14 protein-coding genes and 3 tRNA genes are annotated in these 17,999 nt (G+C 35.1%); 7 read left to right on the plus strand and 10 right to left on the minus strand.

Annotated elements, in window-relative coordinates; genetic code table 11:
- Positions 1 to 2 precede the first annotated feature (2 nt).
- Both J2772_RS07755 and J2772_RS07760 read left to right on the plus strand, forming a co-directional pair.
- Positions 3 to 1,373, plus strand: a complete 1,371-nt coding sequence (locus tag J2772_RS07755) for a hypothetical protein (protein ID WP_209915357.1) — start codon at positions 3 to 5, stop codon at positions 1,371 to 1,373.
- A 2-nt stretch (positions 1,374 to 1,375) separates the two neighbouring features.
- Positions 1,376 to 2,836, plus strand: a complete 1,461-nt coding sequence (locus J2772_RS07760) for a hypothetical protein (protein ID WP_209915359.1) — start codon at positions 1,376 to 1,378, stop codon at positions 2,834 to 2,836.
- A 114-nt stretch (positions 2,837 to 2,950) separates the two neighbouring features.
- Here the strand turns inward: J2772_RS07760 and J2772_RS07765 are convergent.
- The 3 genes from J2772_RS07765 to J2772_RS07775 all read right to left on the minus strand — a co-directional run bounded on the left by J2772_RS07765 (position 2,951) and on the right by J2772_RS07775 (position 5,170).
- A tRNA-Phe gene (locus J2772_RS07765) sits at positions 2,951 to 3,023 on the minus strand.
- A gap of 494 nt (positions 3,024 to 3,517) precedes the next feature.
- Positions 3,518 to 4,867: a DUF3472 domain-containing protein gene (locus J2772_RS07770; RefSeq protein ID WP_209915361.1), complete on the minus strand. Its 1,350-nt coding sequence runs from the start codon at positions 4,865 to 4,867 to the stop codon at positions 3,518 to 3,520.
- Positions 4,868 to 5,097: 230 nt separating this feature from the next.
- Positions 5,098 to 5,170 (minus strand) — tRNA-Phe (locus J2772_RS07775).
- 335 nt (positions 5,171 to 5,505) lie between these two features.
- Between J2772_RS07775 and J2772_RS07780 the strand changes: the two genes are divergently transcribed.
- Both J2772_RS07780 and J2772_RS07785 read left to right on the plus strand, forming a co-directional pair.
- Positions 5,506 to 6,519 (plus strand): terpene synthase family protein, encoded by a 1,014-nt coding sequence (locus J2772_RS07780; protein WP_209915364.1) that lies wholly within the window; start codon positions 5,506 to 5,508, stop codon positions 6,517 to 6,519.
- Between the two features lie 56 nt (positions 6,520 to 6,575).
- Positions 6,576 to 7,568: a terpene synthase family protein gene (locus J2772_RS07785; protein WP_209915366.1), complete on the plus strand. Its 993-nt coding sequence runs from the start codon at positions 6,576 to 6,578 to the stop codon at positions 7,566 to 7,568.
- Between the two features lie 111 nt (positions 7,569 to 7,679).
- On the opposite strand, the gene J2772_RS07790 is transcribed toward J2772_RS07785, so the two are convergent.
- The 3 genes from J2772_RS07790 to J2772_RS07800 form a co-directional block, all read right to left on the minus strand.
- A tRNA-Phe gene (locus J2772_RS07790) sits at positions 7,680 to 7,752 on the minus strand.
- Between the two features lie 109 nt (positions 7,753 to 7,861).
- Complete coding sequence (locus tag J2772_RS07795; protein ID WP_209915368.1) at positions 7,862 to 9,703, minus strand: lysophospholipid acyltransferase family protein; 1,842 nt, start codon at positions 9,701 to 9,703, stop codon at positions 7,862 to 7,864.
- A gap of 22 nt (positions 9,704 to 9,725) precedes the next feature.
- Positions 9,726 to 10,964 carry an aspartate kinase gene (locus tag J2772_RS07800; protein ID WP_209915370.1) on the minus strand — a complete coding sequence of 413 codons (1,239 nt, stop codon included), beginning with the start codon at positions 10,962 to 10,964 and terminating at the stop codon, positions 9,726 to 9,728.
- Positions 10,965 to 11,664: 700 nt separating this feature from the next.
- Here J2772_RS07800 and fbp point away from each other — a divergent pair.
- On the plus strand, positions 11,665 to 12,681 hold the full coding sequence (fbp, locus tag J2772_RS07805) for a class 1 fructose-bisphosphatase (RefSeq protein ID WP_068944199.1): 1,017 nt from the start codon (positions 11,665 to 11,667) through the stop codon (positions 12,679 to 12,681).
- Positions 12,681 to 13,697 (plus strand): o-succinylbenzoate synthase, encoded by a 1,017-nt coding sequence (locus J2772_RS07810; RefSeq protein ID WP_209915372.1) that lies wholly within the window; start codon positions 12,681 to 12,683, stop codon positions 13,695 to 13,697. The genes fbp and J2772_RS07810 overlap by 1 nt, the downstream gene beginning before the upstream one ends.
- Here the strand turns inward: J2772_RS07810 and J2772_RS24405 are convergent.
- The 4 genes from J2772_RS24405 to J2772_RS07825 all read right to left on the minus strand — a co-directional run bounded on the left by J2772_RS24405 (position 13,694) and on the right by J2772_RS07825 (position 16,109).
- Entirely contained in the window at positions 13,694 to 13,846 is a 153-nt protein-coding gene (locus J2772_RS24405) for a bacteriocin-like protein (protein ID WP_410494394.1), read from the minus strand. The two genes, J2772_RS07810 and J2772_RS24405, sit on opposite strands and share 4 nt — an antisense overlap.
- A 184-nt stretch (positions 13,847 to 14,030) precedes the next feature.
- A complete protein-coding gene (locus J2772_RS07815) occupies positions 14,031 to 14,183 on the minus strand; it encodes a bacteriocin-like protein (RefSeq protein WP_209915374.1) in 153 nt (50 codons plus the stop codon).
- 146 nt (positions 14,184 to 14,329) lie between these two features.
- A complete protein-coding gene (locus tag J2772_RS07820) occupies positions 14,330 to 14,497 on the minus strand; it encodes a bacteriocin-like protein (protein ID WP_209915376.1) in 168 nt (55 codons plus the stop codon).
- A gap of 481 nt (positions 14,498 to 14,978) precedes the next feature.
- The gene (locus J2772_RS07825; protein WP_209915378.1) at positions 14,979 to 16,109 is read right to left on the minus strand and encodes an alpha/beta hydrolase; all 1,131 of its coding nucleotides are present in this window, start codon (positions 16,107 to 16,109) and stop codon (positions 14,979 to 14,981) included.
- Between the two features lie 154 nt (positions 16,110 to 16,263).
- Between J2772_RS07825 and J2772_RS07830 the strand changes: the two genes are divergently transcribed.
- A complete protein-coding gene (locus J2772_RS07830) occupies positions 16,264 to 17,934 on the plus strand; it encodes a glutamine--tRNA ligase/YqeY domain fusion protein (protein ID WP_209915381.1) in 1,671 nt (556 codons plus the stop codon).
- The last annotated feature ends 65 nt before the right edge of the window (positions 17,935 to 17,999 follow it).

Here is a 17,999-nt window from a genome sequence, read left to right on the forward strand (position 1 = left end):
TTATGGCAAAAAAAAGCATACCGGAATTAAAAGAATATTTCAAAGCAGCAAAAAGGCCAACTGAAAGTGAGTTTGGCGATTTAATAGACAGTTTTACCCATTGGGATGATCCAAATGTATTTTCAACCCATTATAAGGAAAAAAACAACCTGAAGTTTACTTTTCCTGAACAACAGGCAGATCAGGCAATAGATATATTATTAGGAAATGTAATTATTCATGGATGGCTTGAGGTGGAAGTCGCTGGTTTTTACAATTTCCAGAATAGTGTTGGAACAATAAAAAAACAGATTATTATTGGTTCTTTTAATGACAATAACATCTGGAGACCGCCTGTATCAAGAATCATTGAAGCCGCAGGAGAAATTGTAGACAATATTTATATAGGTGATGTTGTTTGGGATAATGCGCTTAAACAATATAAAATAACAATTTATCATACCAATTCCCGTGGAAATGATTATGTAGTAAGACTGGTACACCATTCTACAACAAACGCAGTGGTAGATAAAGCGGTTCTTTCGGATATTTATACCAATCTGCTTACAGGACAGAGGAAACACTATGTACATTATAATGAAAATGTTGGCATAAAAACAAAAAGTCCTGCCGCTCCGTTGGACATTCAGGGAAGAATATTATTTGATACCGATTCTCCTGTTGTAGGCGGAGTGGGTATCAGAGGGTATGAAACCATGTGGGCAAGAGGGTATAATTTTGTTTCATCAGATGGAACTCAAAATATAGGTGGTTTTGCAGCTGTGGGTGTACAAAATAAGATTAATCATTATTATATAGGAAAGTATGAAAACCAGATCGTTTCATTTAATCCTGAAAATAGGCAAAGTTCTTTCAATGGAAATATTGATGTGTACGGAGAAGCAAAATCCAGAAGCCAAAGAATTTTTGATTATTCACCAACTATTTATTTAGACAGAAGCGAAAATTATGGTGGATATATCCAGGGAATTCAGACAAGATTATCGGATGGTACTAACAATTGGTTCTTTGGAAATGCAGGACCAGATACGTTTGTAATCTCTACTGGAGCATATAATGGAGGGCAACAGCTTGTAATTAACAGAAATGGAAATGCAGCTTTTCAAGGGAAAGTAGAGGCTAAAAACTTTGTAGTGTCTGCCACACCCACAGCAGATCACGTTTTTGCTGCCGATTATAACTTAAGAGGGATTAATGAACTTGAAAAATTTATTACTGAAAAAAATCATCTTCCGGAAATTCCTTCCGCAAAGGAAATGACAGATAATGGATTGTCTATAGGAGATTTTCAAATCAAACTCCTTCAGAAAATTGAAGAATTAACATTGTATATCATTGCTCTTAAAAAAGAGATTGATTTAAAACCGAACTAATCATGGCAAAAAAAACAATTACAGAATTAAAAAATTATTTTAAAGCAGGAAAAAGACCTACAGAAACACAATTTGGGGATGTAATGGATAGCTTTGCTAATCTGGAAGATCCACAACTGTTTCCTAAGAATTATTTTGAGAAAAGACTAAGTCTTGATTTTCCTCATGACGTAGCCGATCAGGCTGTGGATATCCTGCTTGGAAACAGGGGAATGTCAGGGATGCTTGAAATAGAAATTGTAGGAACATGGATGCATATAAATTCTGCCGGAAATATTAAGAAGCAGTTTCAAGTGGGATTCAATCCTGATAATGCAATGTGGTATCCAACTACGTCAAGAATTGTGGAAGCAGGTGGACTTATTGTTAATAATATTTATATTGGAGATGTAGTTTGGGATGCTGGTATTAATCAATATAAAGTAACTATTTACCACACAAATTATGCAGGTAATATATATGATATCAGGATTACCTATCATTGCCCATTTGATGCGCAGGATTTTAGTGAGGTAAAACTTTCAGATATTTATACTAATGTTCTTACAGGACAAAGAGTACACTATATTCATTATAATGATAATTTGGGAGTCGGGACTACTTTACCAGAAACAAGTCTGCATGTGAAAGCTCCAAAAGATAAGGGGCACTCTAATGTGGTTGGAGGACTGTTTGACAGAAGCGAAGCCGCGGGAGGGAGTAATATTGTACAATTGAAGTATCATTCCACAGCAGATCTTGAGCTGAACTCTTTTTATAATGGAACCAATTTCAGGTATGGCTCTTATGGGGATTTTAATATTGTTAATAATATTGATGATGGTACTTATGGTGCTATTAATATGATTACCAAAAAACAAACAAGGTTAAGTGTAATGCCCAATGGGAATATTGGTGTAGGAACAACAACTCCAGCTGCCCAATTAAATATTGTAGCAGGATATAATGTTCCTGATCAGGCAGGTACTTTGATGCTTGGAGACCCAGCACAGGTTAATTTAAGATTAGGAATTAATGAGAAGTACAGCTGGATTCAGGGGCACGGAGTTTCACCTCTGCATATCAATCCTCTTGGAAACAATCTGATCTTAAATAAAGATGGGGGAAATGTAGGGATAGGAACCAATAACCCGGATCAGAAGCTTACCGTAAAAGGAAAAATTCATGCTGAAGATGTTATTGTAGATATGAATGTTCCTGCAGATTACGTGTTTCAAAAATATTTTGATGGCGAATCTTCTATCAGACCGGATTATCAAATGCCAACGATCCACGAATTGGAATCCTTTGTCAAAGAAAATAAACACCTTCCGGAAATTCCTTCCGGAGAGGCTATTGTAAAAGAGGGTGTCAATCTTGGAGATTTTCAAATGAAATTACTTCAGAAAATTGAAGAGCTAACACTCTATCTTATTTCTCAGAACAAAGAAATAGAAAACCTGAAAGCTATTATAAAAAAATAGTACTGTCTAATGTAACATTTTTCAAAATAATTTAACCAATTTAATTTTACTGAATTCCACTTCTTGTAAGTTTAAAGCACAAAAAAAGCCTCTGAAAAATCAGAGGCTTTCAAGTGGTTTCTCCAGGAATCGAACCAGGGACACATGGATTTTCAATCCATTGCTCTACCAACTGAGCTAAGAAACCATTTATGTTTTTGTTTATTACTTCGTTGTTTTAAAGTGATGCAAAAGTATAATATTTTGTAATACCACGCAAGTATTTTATTGTATTTTTTTGAATAAATCTGCTGTTATAGCTTGTTTTTTTATTCAATGTTCTGTTCATCAGTGTTTTGATATGCTTTACTTTTTTTGTTTTTTTTAGAAAATTATTTTTAATTGTTTCTTGCAAATGTATTTTTAGGGATGAAACTCCGTAAGGAATTTTCTATTAACCCTGAAAGTAGTATAGTTCTCTGTATTTATAGCTGAATAGCTTTTATCGGTGCTGTCTCTGTAAAACGGTATTCCTGGCAGAGAAGTTTACCTCATTAACTGAGCTAAGAAGTCAATGTAAGTATTGTATGTACTTTGTTGTTACAGTAGTTATACTATGTAATTAAAGTTGAAAATAGACATAATAAAAAAGCCAGTTCTTATTTTATGATAAGTAACTGGCCGTTTTTTTAGGATATAATGTTAAGGGAGAGTGGTGAAATTGATGTTCGGAGCCTGCGTAGGTGCAGTAACAGAAAACTGTGAGCCGGGAGCAACAATTGTATTGAAGAATCCTCCATTTTGCAAAAAGAAAGTATTGCCATTTGATCCTCCCATAGCATCTATTCTTTGTTTTGCATTATAAGTATTATCTACACTGAAACTTGCTCCCGAAATGGCTGCCCAGTTCCCAGCCGAAGTTCTTACCCATTGATTTTTGAATTCTGCTTTTCTGCCCTGATATCCATTTTCGGGATTAAAGTTTTCAACGAAACTATAGAAATCTTTAAGGTAAGTGCTGGTTTGAGGCCGCTTCCAGCTGGCTATCAGTTTCCATGTCGTAGTATCCGGTGATAAAAACCAGGCTGTAAAATCTGTTTTTCCGGTTCCATCAGGTTCACCTTTTAATAAAAATTTATAGGTCTGTCCTGCACTCCAATTGTATTTATAATAACTTTGTCCACCGGAACCTTCATTGCCGAATTCTCCAATTGTTACGCCGGAACCAGCTCTGTTCAGAACAATTTTATGATCAGGGGGAATATTATTCGGATCATCTGTTTCAAAAGGGCTCCATACCGAGAACAAAATTCTTCTTTCTGTAGCAGAGTTAACCTGCATTCCAAAATAGCCTGCACTAAAGCCATTGACCATAAAATAAGAGCCAATCTTATCTTCTCCTGCAGGAACTGTTACTTCGTTGTAATAATAACTAACATTATTGGTAGTTGGAATTACATAGTTCAGGTGACAGGAAGGTCCTCTACGCGCCCAATAATAGTAAGAAGGATCATTACTGTAAACATTAGTTCCTGTAGAGGCTGCTCCACCGAAAGTCACATCAGTTACATCAGCAAAATACCCACCGGTTTTTGAGACGCCCTGAAGATCAACTTTTACATAACCAGCAGAGGAAACAGTAAAATCTCCAACGGTATAATTCTTATAACCTGATCCCGTTAAAGTAACATTTTTAGATGTACTGCCTACAGTTACTTTTACAACACTTGTGCCCGAAGGAACAGATGCTTTTAATCCAATGTTTAATGTTCCTGTATTACTCACCCTGAAATAAGTGCTTATAACAGTACTTGAGTTTGTCCAGTTACCTAAATTTGAGGAAGTGATAACCTCGCTGGCACCCGAAGGTTTTGCTGTTAAAAAAGAATTTCCGGCAACAGGTACATTGAAGGAGGCTGCTTTCTTTAAAGCTGAGGTGTTTTCTTGTGTAGCAACAGTGTCTTCTGCTACCATAGTGGTTTCTGCACATGATTGAAAAACAAGCAAAGCAGCAATACCCAGAAAAGTATCGACTAATAATTTTATTCTCATAATAGTATTTGTATTTTGGTTTTACTATACTAAATTAAGTTTTACCTCTCAAATAATCAAATTAATTCCCATTATTTTGATTAATTTTTTTTTATTTTTTTTGAATAAATAGCTAGAAAGGTATTATACTTTAATATCCGTTTTTTAATATTTCTGGAAGGAGCTTATTATGAGAAAAAGGTTGTGTGTAAAAAACAAAAAACCTCTAAAATAAATCAGAGGCTTTCAAGTGGTTTCTCCAGGAATCGAACCAGGGACACATGGATTTTCAATCCATTGCTCTACCAACTGAGCTAAGAAACCATTGTATTGTTGATTTACTTTGTCGTTTTTAAAGCGGTGCAAAAGTATACTATTTTATAATATGATGCAAGCTTTTGTGTAAGTTTTTTGGATAAAATAAATTTATTGTTATTTTTTAATAGGCTTGTTTTTATTCTAAAATGTTAAAAACATCAATCATTTTAGCATTTAGTGTATTTGTATTTTTTAAAGGATTAATACGTATTTTATTCTGTTTAAATATAGAAATGGGAAAAAAACAATGTTAGATGTCAATATTGTGTGAAATAAATTAAAATTGTATTTGGATTATTTATATATTAGTAGTCAGTTAGTTAATGCTAAAAACCATAATCATGAATACAGAAAATTTTAGTACACTTGAACTTCTGTACAAGGAGTTTAGATACCCGTTCCCAACGTTAAAAAATCCCTATGCTGAACAATTGCAGGAAATTACTGAGAATCAATGGATTGATGGTGAATACCTTTGGCTTTATGAGCAAAATCCTGATCTTCGCAAAAAATACAAGAAAACTAAAACAGCACATATTGCTGCTCAATGGTTTCCTACGGCAACCCCTGAAAGATTCAAGCCTATTTGTAGATTAATGCTTTGGACACTTTATAATGATGATCTTTATGAAGAAAGCGAGCCTGAAGATATTGGATATGTACATGAGCAATCAGTAGCTGTATTAAAAGGGGAGATAAGTGGTGAAGACTCAGGAATCCCTTTAGGTAAGATGTTGGCTTCGCTAAGAATGGAATTGCTGCAGTTTATTCCAGAAGAATCAATTTCCCGTTTCACACAAATGATAAGTAAGTATTTTCTAGGACTAGAAACTGAGTTGAAGTATAAGAAAAATAAAACCTATCCCAGTGTGTCAGAGTGCATTGCTCTACGTGAAAACTCAATATGTTTATACCCTTTTCTTCAGCTTACAGAAGTGGAAACAGGTATTACTCTTCCCCAGGAAATTCATGCCCATCCGGTGATTCAACGTTTGCAGGCACTAGCATGTCATTTGGTAACTTTTTTTAATGAAGTACAATCAGTAATAAAGGATGAAGCAACAGATAGTATTTATTATAACATTGTAAAAGTGATTCAGAACGAACATCAAATGTCTTTGAAAGAAGCATGTCTTGAAGATTTGCGTCTACATAATAAAGATCTTAAAGAATTTTTAGAATTACAAGCTTCCCTTCCTGATTTTGGAATCTGGCAGGAAGCAGTAGTTAATTGGGTGCATTACATGAGTATGGTACTTAGCGGATGGAAAAATATTTCCACCAAACTGGATCGATATAATATGATGGAATTTCCCAACGCTGCTGAGCTTCGGGAAAAGCTGAATAAAATATAAAGAAATAGTAAAGAGAAATAAACTTTTAATCAATATAATACAAGAAATAAAATAGTATGAAACCAGAAGAATATAATTCAAAAGATTATTTGCCACGCGGTCATTACCCTTGGCCTGATCTTATTAATCCACATGCCGAACAGATGGGAAAAGATATGGATGGATGGATTGATAACGACTATACTTTCCTGACGGAAAAACAGCGTGAGATATATAAGAAAATGAGGCTACATATGTGTACAGCACGTATGTGGCCTGACCTAACTTATGAACAGACTATTCCATGCAATAGGTTTATGCTTCAGTATGTTGCTCTTGATGATCAGGTGGAGAACTCTTCTCTGGAGGAAATCCAACAATTACGGATTCGGTGTGTAGACATTCTTAGAGGTGACCAGCCAAAACCGGAGGAGAATGCACTCTATCAACATATGGCATTAATAAGAGATGAGTTTCGTGCTTTAATGCCGGATATCTGGGTGGAACGTTTTATTTATTATTTCTATCAATCCTTCAGATATGGAATTGAATTGGAGTATCCTTATAAAATAGCGCAGCGTCCACCATCTTTTACACTTTTTAAAACAATTCGTGAGTATTCTGTTCTAATGCGTCCGTATCTGATCTTGGGTGAAATTGAATCAGGTCTTGTTCTTCCAGAACATATTTTTGAACATATTGTCGTTCAGAAAATGATATCTCATATGACCTTGGTTGTTGCATGGCAAAATGATATTCACTCCCTGCCGAAAGAAATGGCAAAAGGAACAGAGGTTTTTAACTTGGTCTTTGTTTTGCAGCAAGAATATAATCTTTCACTAAAAGATGCCTGTGAGCAAGCATTTCGTATACATAATGAAGAATTAACAAAACTACTTGCCTTACATGCTGAGTATCGTGAGTTTGGGGAGTACCAGGAATATGTTGATCAATTTGTTTATTATGCTGGAGTTGGGCTTCAGGGAGTAAATTCTTTTTATCTGGAAACTGAAAGATATCAACATGGAGGAGTAGGGTTTGCATGGCCGGAAATTAGTGAATCACAATAGAATTATGTTGAATAATACACTAAAGTAACTTTTGCGCTTGATCCAATATTGATAATTCGAGCGTTTGTGGTTGGAAACAAAAAAACCTCTGAAAAATCAGAGGTTTTAAAGTGGTTTCTCCAGGAATCGAACCAGGGACACATGGATTTTCAATCCATTGCTCTACCAACTGAGCTAAGAAACCATTATATTTTTGTTTGTCTTACTTCGTTGTTTTAAAGTGTTGCAAAAGTAGTAAGTTTTGGTATACAAAGCAAGTATTCATCGTACTTTTTTTGATTTAAACTAAAAACCTATTGATTATCAGTTGTATTATTTTCTTGCTCTTTTCTGATCTGATCACTCATCTCTTCCAATACCGGTTTGATCGTACTTTCAGGAAGATCACTGATTCTGATATACATCAATCCGTCAATCGCATCATTAAAGTTTGGATCAACATTGAAAGCAATCACTTTAGCGTTTTGCTTGATGTATTTTTTTATCAGAACAGGAAGTCTCAGTTCTGGTTCAAGATCATCAATGATCTTATCCAGTTTATTAAGGTCAGACTCCATTTCCTCAAAGAAAAGACTTTTATCTCGGTCACGAAGTTTTACCTTATACTCATTTCTCGGAGTGATATACTGAGCTACAGCAGAATCAAAATAATTGGAACGCATAAACTCGATCATCAGAGATTTGGAGAACTCAGAGAACTTATTGGAGATACTTACTCCTCCCATCAGGAACTTATGATCAGGATTTCTAAGACATACATGCACAATACCTCTCCATAAAAGGAAAAGTGGAAGTGGTTTCTGCTGGTATTCCTGGCAGATGTAAGCACGTCCCATTTCGATCACCTTTTTAAAGAAAGGGTGTATATCCTGTTCAAACTCAAATAAAGAGCTCGTATAAAAGCCTTTGATGCCATATTTTTTCATTACTTCTCTACCCAGTGCCATTCTATAGGCTCCGGCCAGCTTTTTCTCACCATTATCCCAAAGGAACAGGTGGTGGTAATGCTTATCATACTCATCAAGGTCAAACGGAAGATTACTTCCTTCTCCAACCGCACGGAAAGTTAACTCTCGCTGGCGTCCGATTTCCCTCATAATGGAAGGGATTTCCTCGTAAGTCGTAAAGTAGATCTCATAATTTCCGTTGCTGAACAACATTTTGTCAGTTCCTCTAAGTTTGTCAACATCTTTTGTAATGTCTTCAATTGGAGTTTCATCAATGATGTTCTGAACAATATTTTCCTCTTTTAGTAAAGGGAATTTTACATATAGATTTTGAAGATTAATGCTTTGGGCAAGAGATTTTCTTTTTTCATAGTAAGATTTCATCATATAAACCTTACGTTTCAGAAATTCTCCCAGCTCCTCAATGGTTTCCATCTCATCCATAGCCTTTACAGAGATTGGTTTTCCAATCCTGATTCTGATAGGTTTTTCTCTATCATTCATCATTTCTGCAGGAAGCATAAGAGTTTGCAAGCTTGGGTGAAGTTTAGCTACCTGATAAAAAAGGCGGCTGTTCTTTGCATGGAAATACATAGGAACAACAGGCACTTTAGCCATTCTGATAAGCTTAAGTGCCGTTTTTTCCCATTCTTTATCTAAAATCTCTCCATAAGGATTGTTCTTGTTTGAAACTTCTCCCGCCGGAAAAATACCTACACAGCCTCCATCCTGTAAATGCTTGAGTGTTTCTCGCATTCCTGAAGAGCTGCTATAAGCTTCTTTTCTGTTCTCAAAAGGATTTACAGCGATTACGTACGGTTCCATAGGTTTGATCTTTTCCAAAAGGAAATTTCCCATTACCTTAAAATCCGGACGAACCTCTGATAAGATCTTGCACATCAAAATTCCGTCAATAGCACCCAGTGGATGATTGGAAACCAGAACAAACGGTCCTGTCTTCGGAATTTTTGCCAGATCCTCTTCAAAAGCTACATAGCTTAGGTTTCTTTCTCTTACAAATGAGTCGAAAAAGTCTTTGCCTTCCTTATCTTTTAATTTGTCGTATAATTTATTTACTTCATTTATTTTAGCAATGCTCATCACAGCAGATGCTACCGGGTTCTTTAGAAACCCAATTTTACTTAAGCCGGAAGCTTTGATCAGATCGTTTTTCGAAATTAAACTCATGTGTGTTTAGTCGCAATTAATATTATTGTGTTACCATTTGAAGAGTATTCTTGGAAATTTGTTCCAATAATACATTTTTTTCATGGTAAAATCTATCAATGTGATCCATCTTCGCATTTCTTACTGTGAATAAAGATACATTTTTAATTGCTTCGGTTTTAAAAATTTTTTGAAGCTCTTCGTTAAGCTCTTCAAGGTGATTAAATTTATCCTCCAGACATAAAGCCAATGAAATGGCAGAATTCTGCATCAGGGAAACTTTGATCTTATACTTGGATAAATATCCGAATATCAGACTCATATGGTCTTCTGCAATGAAAGAGAAGTCTCTTGTAGAGATCTTTAAAAGATCCTGGTTTTCTTTAAGAATATAAGATTCCTCCTGCTGATTCTTGTCTGAAGCCCCTACTTTAGTTCCTGCTTTGGTAGGATCTACAAAGGATTTTACATAAAAAGGAATGTTTTTTTGCTGCAGCGGTTGTAATGTCTTTGGGTGAATTACGCTTGCCCCATAATAAGCCATTTCAATAGCCTCTTCATAAGAGATGTTGGAAAGCAGAGATACATCATTGAATTTTCTAGGATCTCCAGTCATTACACCTGGTACGTCCTTCCAGATCGTCATCGCTTCAGCTTTTAAACAGTATGCAAAAATCGCAGCAGAGTAGTCAGAACCTTCTCTTCCTAATGTTACGGTAAAGTTATTGTCATCAGAACCAATGAAACCTTGTGTTACATAGCAGATTTCAGGATTTAAATTGGAAATAAACTCTTCAGTTTTTACCCAATCTACAGTACCTTCTCTGTAGGAATTATCAGTTTTAATATAATCTCTGGCATCCAGCCACTGATTAGTAAATTGGATCTCATTCAGATATTCACTTAGGATTTTGGTAGAAATCATTTCTCCGCAGCTTACCACCTGGTCATATACGAAGTTGTAATTAGGAGACTTATTTCTTCTTAAGAAAGAATCAATATCGTCAAAAAAGAGATTGATTTCAGCAAAAACCGCATGATTTTCAGGAAAAAGACCCTCCGCAATCTCAATGTGTTTTCGTTTTATCTTTTCAATCTCAGTTTGATAGTTATCCTTCTTGAAATAAAGTTCTACAACTTTTTCCAACTCATTGGTCGTCTTGCCCATTGCTGAAATTACCAGCAAACACTTGGCAAATCCTTGGCTTTTTAGAACCATGGACACATTTTTCACACTGTCGGCGTCTTTCACAGACGCGCCACCAAACTTGAAAATTTTCATTAAATTGTTAAAAATAAAATTGTTAGATAAAAATTACATGAGTTTTTTACGGACGTCAAAATTATAAATTTACAACGAGATATGAAATAGGCTGATGAAACCAGAGAATTAAGATTTCCTTAAAATACTCTTGAATAAAATATATGACAACGTTTGAATGCAGGAATAGAGGGAATTAGGATATACAGGGAGTCTTATTTATCCCATACTTTTATTTGATAATTATTTTTTTAATACCGGAGTGAGAAGTTGTAACTGGCAGTATTGAGAATTCAATAGAAATGGACTGCCTCAAAAGTCAGAAAAATAGACTTTGTCATTTCTGAGAGAAACAAAGAATCTCTAATATCAAACGATTAAGACTCTTCACTACATTGCTGAACTACGTTCGCAGACTTGTATGTCTGTGTTCAGAATGGCACTTTGAAGCAGTTAAAAACTAAAGGGCGGGTTAGAAATAAGTACAATATAATAGGTTCCTTTTTTCATTTTCCATTTGTGCTTTCCACTAAAATAAAGAATCTGAATTTTTCATTGCTCTGGGATAACGAAATGGGAAGGATAATCATAGGCTGATATCTAATATTATGTTTTGTTTAATATGTACCGTGTTGATATACAGGTTGTAATCTCTTTTGTAATTAAATTTTCTTAATGCAATAAATTTTCCGAAATTTGGGGAAAACGTAAAAAGAAAAATATGTCAAATCAACCATTACAGACTTTAGGAGAATTTCTTATCGATAAGCAGGACGATTTTCAGTATTCAACAGGTGAATTTTCTCGTCTTCTAAGTGCAATAAGATTGGCTTCGAAAGTGGTTAACAGAGAAGTAAATAAAGCCGGAATTGTAGATATTACAGGAGCTGCAGGAAACCAGAATATTCAAGGTGAAGAACAGCAGAAATTAGATGTAATTGCAAATGAGATTTTTATTACGGCTCTATCTCAAAGAGAGGTTGTTTGTGGTATTGCTTCTGAGGAAAATGATGATTTCATTGATATTAAATGTGGAGAAAACGGTCATTTAAGTAAATATGTAGTGTTGATTGATCCTTTGGATGGATCTTCAAATATCGATGTGAATGTTTCTGTAGGAACCATTTTCTCAATTTACAGAAGAGTTACAGAACCTGGAACTCCGGTACAGCTGGAAGACTTCTTACAAAAAGGAGTGAATCAGATTGCAGCAGGATATGTAATTTATGGTTCTTCTACCATGATTGTTTATACAACAGGAAACGGAGTGAACGGATTTACCTTAGACCCATCTTTGGGAACATATTATCTTTCTCATCCTAATATGACTTTCCCAAAAACAGGGAAAATCTATTCCATCAACGAAGGAAACTATATCAAGTTCCCTCAGGGAGTGAAAAATTATCTTAAATATTGTCAGATGGAAGAAGGAGACCGTCCTTATACTTCCAGATATATCGGTTCTCTGGTAGCAGATTTCCATAGAAATATGCTGAAAGGTGGTATTTATATTTACCCATCTTATTCCCAGGCTCCTAATGGTAAATTAAGATTATTATACGAATGTAATCCAATGGCTTTCCTTGCTGAACAGGCAGGTGGAAAAGCTACGGATGGTTTCAGAAGAATTCTGGAAGTAGAACCTACAGAACTTCACCAGAGAATTCCGTTTTTCTGCGGAAGCATCGATATGGTGGAGAAAGCAGAAGAATTTATGCGTATTGACAGCGTAAAATAATGAAAGCATCCTATTTTAAATATTTATTAGAATTCAAACGCCCGAGTGGAACATCTCGCGGCGTTTTGCTTGATAAGGAAACCTTTATTCTTGAAATTTCAGAAAATGGGAAGCAAGGAATAGGGGAGTGTGCCATCTTCAGAGGACTGAGCTTTGATGACAGACCAGATTATGAAGAGAAGTTAAAATGGCTTTGTGAAAATATTGACCAAAACCCGGACTTCCTGAAAGAAGAATTAAAAGATTTTCCATCCTTATGGTTTGGATATGAACAGGCTGTTCGGAACTTAAAATTTGAAGGGAATCTTTATTTTCCAAGTGAGTTTACTGAAGGGAAGTCTGCCATTACCATCAATGGATTGATCTGGATGGGCAATGTTGAGTATATGGAAGAACAGATTCAGGATAAACTCGAAAAAGGATTTCATTGTATCAAATTAAAAATCGGGGTTGATTGGAAATCTGAACACGTTATTCTTCAAAAATTAAGAGAAAAATTCTCAAAAGATCAGCTGGAGCTTCGGGTAGATGCCAATGGCGGATTCAGTAAAGAAGAAGCCGCAACAGTTCTTCAGCAGTTGGCAGATTTAGATATTCATTCCATTGAGCAGCCTATTAAAGCCGGTAACTGGACTGATATGGCAGAATTGTGTGCTCAGACACCTACTCCTATTGCTTTGGATGAAGAATTGATCGGAATTGCAGATTCTAAAGAGAAGAAAAAGCTTTTAGAAACTATAAGGCCACAGTATATTATTTTGAAACCAGCTTTGGTAGGTGGTTTTGCCGGTACTGATGAGTGGATCTCTATGGCAGAAACACAGAATGTAGGTTGGTGGATTACTTCGGCGCTAGAAAGTAATATCGGCTTAAATGCTATTGCACAATATACCTTCACAAAAAAAAATCCAATGCCACAAGGTTTAGGCACTGGAGCTTTATTTGTCAATAATTTTGAATCCAGTTTAGATCTCAGAAATGAGCTGTTGTGGTTCAAGGATATAGAATTGAATTAGCAAGTTGGATTATTTGAATGTTCCCAATCCCATTGTTTGCAACATCTGGCTCTAGAGTCCCATATATTGCAGCCTATGGGTACTACTGGGATATTTCCCCCATTAATAGTCTTTAATTCTCTTTTTTCTAGTTTTTTCAGATTTTTCATAGTTAATATTGGGTTTTGATTAATTTGTAAATGCTTAATGAATGAAAGTTATAAAGTAGAGAAACTTTCATGGATGTTTCATAAAGATCCAATCCATGAAGCTTAAGTATTGGAGCTTTATTTATCAATCATTTTGAATCCGGTTCAGATCTTGGAAATGAGCCGGATTCAATATATATATGAATTAACAAGTTTGGTTACCTGAGTGCTCAGAATCCCACTCTTTACAGCATCTGGCTTTAAAATCCCATCTGTCGCAGCCCATTGGGATTTCCGGGATATCTCCTCCATTAATAGTTTTTAATTCTTTTTTTTCTAGTTTTTTTAGATTTTTCATGATTGTTATTTTTAGTAATTAGATTTAATTTTGAATATAATACAAAGCCCAATGCCACAAAGTTTAGGCATTGGAGCTTTATTTGTAAATAATTCTGAATGTTGTTTAGATTTCAGAAATGAGATGATTTTAGTTGAGCATGTTAATTAGCAATATGGAGGTGGTGAATTTGGGCAGGTTTTTCCACCACAGTATCCTTCTGCCCATGATCTGCAGCATGCGGCTTCCGGATCCCAATTGTTGCATCCAAGAGGTGGTCTTCCTCCATTAATCTTTTTTAATTCTCCTTTGTTTAATTTTCTGAGGTTTTTCATTGTAAATATTTTAATTTGTTTGATAAGTAAATATCTAAAATCATTTTAAATTATACAACATATGGTGAATTATTTTATTGATTTTTAACAAAATAATAGAATTTTTATATCAATATGTCAAAAACGAAAGTTGAAATATATCACTTATCAGTCATTACATTGAATCATTGAAAAAAATCCCTGCAAAAGTAGATGTAGGAATTATATAGGCGTAGTCCGGAGATATTTAAAGGATAAAGTAATTTTAGGATCGGATAATTAATCGATTTTTTTGAAGTTTATTATTAATTTAAATCACATCTTTTATGAAAATAGCTTTCTTTATATAAGTTAAAATATAAGAAAACCTTTTTTTAATCTTTTCCATGATAAAAAAAATTGTAATTCTCTATTATTTGAATTGGCAATCATTATGCCATTTGTCAGGTCTGTGGTAACTTTAACATAGGATTGATTTTTATAGTATTTTTTTAATTAATTATTAAGAAATAATTGTGAAAACATTTTCGTTTTCTTTAATTCGATTACTGATAAGGTTCCTATCTATCCCATATAAATTTTGGAAAATATCGCTCTGTACTTGTGAACTGGAAAGGTATCCCCAATGATTTCCAACTTCAAATTTGAAGCTACTTAATACATCATCTTTCACGAAAGTACAATCGATGATAGAAACGATATCTTTATAAGGAGTGATATCACTTGGCCCGTTTTTGCCCAGTCTTGGAGTAAGAATATTCTTAGTAAATTGTGATATTCCCAGAATCAGATCCTGCCTGTTCAGGTAAATAGAAATCTGGTTCGCAAGCAACGGTAGTTTATTGAAAGAATCTTCAGAGTCTTCAAATACCTTATAGGAAACGTCAGCATTAAGCAGAATCACCTGGTCAATCACTCTGAGAATGTTTTCCCTTTTAAGGCTATATAACATACTTTGAAGAACCCTGTTTCCCATGGAATGAGCCACGATATGAATTCTCTGGTTGCAGGGAACCAGATCGCGGTTGGAAAAAATATCCTTTAAAAATTGGGTATAAAAATAAAACAGTCTCAGCAATGATGTTCCGGAATTGATACTGGCTGCCTTATCATCAAAATAAGTCAATGGCACAATGCTGCTGGAGGCAGGCCAGCTCACAAATAAAATATGTTCAACAGGAGAGGCAGGATTATCAATGAAAAGCTTTTTAAGATCAATCATAGCTTTTAATTCATCATCAAAATCATAAGCATAACCATGGATGAATATCAATACGTCACTTCTTTCCTTGGTGGCAGACATATTTTTATAAAGTTCGTAAAATAGCCGTTGGGTTCCGCCAAGATTATTGGCTGTAAGAGGGGATTCTTTGATTCCTTTCTCACGTAACAGAACTTCCAAAACCTCTTCATAGCCTTGCTTTTCAGGTTCAGAGAACAGTGTGTAATTCAGGATATTTCTGTTGGTGTAGTCTTTTTTCTTTTTGGCTGCAGCAGTAGGTTCCTTATAATTATCAAAATCACATTTTGCAATTCTGAAATTAGGAATTGAATATTCGTCATTGGAAAAAGAATCTACTTTTTCACCTTTATGACGGACAATTTTCCGATTGCTTAAGATATAAACAGCCATAAGCGATAATTTGGTACGATGGTTTTAGCTTTTCCTAAATTAATGAAAAATACTGAATTACAATGCATACTGCTACAAAATTAACATTTTCAAAAACGCTTATTTTTCCGTAACTTTGTACCACTTTTTTTGCTATAAAACAAAAGCTAATTTAATGGAAGAAGAAAAAAAATCACTCAATTTTATTGAGCAAATTATTGAAGATGATCTGGCGAACGGTTTGAATAAAGATCAGATCCGTTTCCGTTTTCCACCTGAACCAAACGGTTACCTGCATGTAGGGCATACAAAAGCCATTTGCATCAACTTTGGTCTGGGTGAAAAATACAATGCTCCCGTAAACCTTCGTTTCGACGATACGAATCCTGAAAAAGAAGAGCAGGAATTCGTAGATTCTATCATGAAAGATGTTGAATGGCTAGGTTTCAAATGGGATAAAGTTTTGTACGCATCCGATTACTTCCAGCAGCTTTACGATTGGGCAGTACAATTAATTAAAGAAGGAAAAGCTTATGTAGATGAGCAGCCGTCTGATGTGATTACCGAGCAAAGAAAAAATCCTGCAGAGCCAGGAATTGAATCTCCATACAGAAACCGTCCTGTTGAAGAGTCTTTAGATTTATTTGAAAGGATGAAAAATGGAGAATTTGAAAGTGGTTCAATGTCTCTTCGTGCAAAAATCGATATGGTTTCACCAAACATGAATATGCGTGACCCCGTGATGTATAGAATTTTGAATAAGCCTCACCACAGAACAGGTACGGCTTGGAAAATTTATCCAATGTACGACTGGGCTCATGGTGAATCCGATTATATTGAGCAAATTTCGCATTCGCTTTGTTCTTTGGAGTTTGAAAATCACAGACCGTTGTACAACTGGTATTTAGATCAGGTTTACGAAGAGGGAAAGGTTAAAAACAAGCAGAGAGAATTTGCAAGGATGAACGTTTCTTATATGATTACTTCTAAGAGAAAACTACAAAGATTGGTAGCGGAAGGAGTTGTAACAGGATGGGATGATCCAAGAATGCCTACCATTTCCGGAATGAGAAGAAAAGGTTTTACAGCAACTTCTATCAGAAACTTTATTGATAAAGTTGGGGTGGCAAAAAGAGAAAACCTTATCGAGATTCAGTTACTTGATTTCTGCGTGCGTGAAGACCTGAATAAGGTAGCTAAACGTGTAATGGCAGTAGTAGATCCTGTAAAATTAGTAATAGAAAACTATCCTGAAGATAAAGAAGAATGGGTAGAAACTGAAAATAATCCTGAACAGGAAAATGCAGGAACCAGGGAAGTTCCTTTCTCGAGAGAGTTATATATTGAGCGTGAAGACTTCAAAGAAGAAGCTAATAATAAATTCTTCAGACTGAAATTAGGTGGAGAAGTTCGTTTAAAATCAGCATATATCATCAAAGCTGAAAGAGTAGAGAAAGATGAAAATGGAGAAATCACAACCATCTATGCTACTTATGATGAGAAGAGTAAGTCTGGAAGCGGAACAGAAGAAAGTTTAAGAAAAGTAAAAGGAACACTTCACTGGGTATCTGCTAAACATGCGATCCCTGTAGAAGTAAGAATTTACAACCAATTGTTTACGGTAGAGCAGCCGGATGCTGAGAAGGATGTAGACTTCTTAAATTTCATCAATCCTGAATCTGTAGCTACAATTCAAGGTTTTGCTGAACCAAGCCTGAAGGATGTAGCTGTTGGAGAACCGCTTCAGTTCCAAAGAATCGGATACTTTACAAAAGATCAGGATTCTACGGATACGGCATTGGTATTTAACCGTACAGTAACACTAAAAGATTCTTATAAGCCTTAATAGTTTAGGAATCAATAAAGATAAAAGCAGGACTTGGAAATAAGTCCTGCTTTTTATTTTCTACC

It is taken from the genome of Chryseobacterium jejuense (assembly GCF_017877355.1).
Taxonomy (GTDB): Bacteria; Bacteroidota; Bacteroidia; order Flavobacteriales; family Weeksellaceae; genus Chryseobacterium; species Chryseobacterium jejuense_A.

What these genes read in the sequence shown, in the direction of transcription:
- J2772_RS07825 (WP_209915378.1), bottom strand. Translation starts at nt 16,109, where the DNA reads ATGGCTGTTTATATCTTAAGCAATCGGAAAATTGTCCGTCATAAAGGT.
- J2772_RS07815 (WP_209915374.1), bottom strand. Translation starts at nt 14,183, where the DNA reads ATGAAAAATCTAAAAAAACTAGAAAAAAAAGAATTAAAAACTATTAAT.
- fbp (WP_068944199.1), top strand. Translation starts at nt 11,665, where the DNA reads ATGTCAAATCAACCATTACAGACTTTAGGAGAATTTCTTATCGATAAG.
- J2772_RS07760 (WP_209915359.1), top strand. Translation starts at nt 1,376, where the DNA reads ATGGCAAAAAAAACAATTACAGAATTAAAAAATTATTTTAAAGCAGGA.
- J2772_RS24405 (WP_410494394.1), bottom strand. Translation starts at nt 13,846, where the DNA reads ATGAAAAATCTGAAAAAACTAGAAAAAAGAGAATTAAAGACTATTAAT.
- J2772_RS07780 (WP_209915364.1), top strand. Translation starts at nt 5,506, where the DNA reads ATGAATACAGAAAATTTTAGTACACTTGAACTTCTGTACAAGGAGTTT.
- J2772_RS07795 (WP_209915368.1), bottom strand. Translation starts at nt 9,703, where the DNA reads ATGAGTTTAATTTCGAAAAACGATCTGATCAAAGCTTCCGGCTTAAGT.
- J2772_RS07755 (WP_209915357.1), top strand. Translation starts at nt 3, where the DNA reads ATGGCAAAAAAAAGCATACCGGAATTAAAAGAATATTTCAAAGCAGCA.
- J2772_RS07800 (WP_209915370.1), bottom strand. Translation starts at nt 10,964, where the DNA reads ATGAAAATTTTCAAGTTTGGTGGCGCGTCTGTGAAAGACGCCGACAGT.
- J2772_RS07770 (WP_209915361.1), bottom strand. Translation starts at nt 4,867, where the DNA reads ATGAGAATAAAATTATTAGTCGATACTTTTCTGGGTATTGCTGCTTTG.
- J2772_RS07830 (WP_209915381.1), top strand. Translation starts at nt 16,264, where the DNA reads ATGGAAGAAGAAAAAAAATCACTCAATTTTATTGAGCAAATTATTGAA.
- J2772_RS07820 (WP_209915376.1), bottom strand. Translation starts at nt 14,497, where the DNA reads ATGAAAAACCTCAGAAAATTAAACAAAGGAGAATTAAAAAAGATTAAT.
- J2772_RS07785 (WP_209915366.1), top strand. Translation starts at nt 6,576, where the DNA reads ATGAAACCAGAAGAATATAATTCAAAAGATTATTTGCCACGCGGTCAT.
- J2772_RS07810 (WP_209915372.1), top strand. Translation starts at nt 12,681, where the DNA reads ATGAAAGCATCCTATTTTAAATATTTATTAGAATTCAAACGCCCGAGT.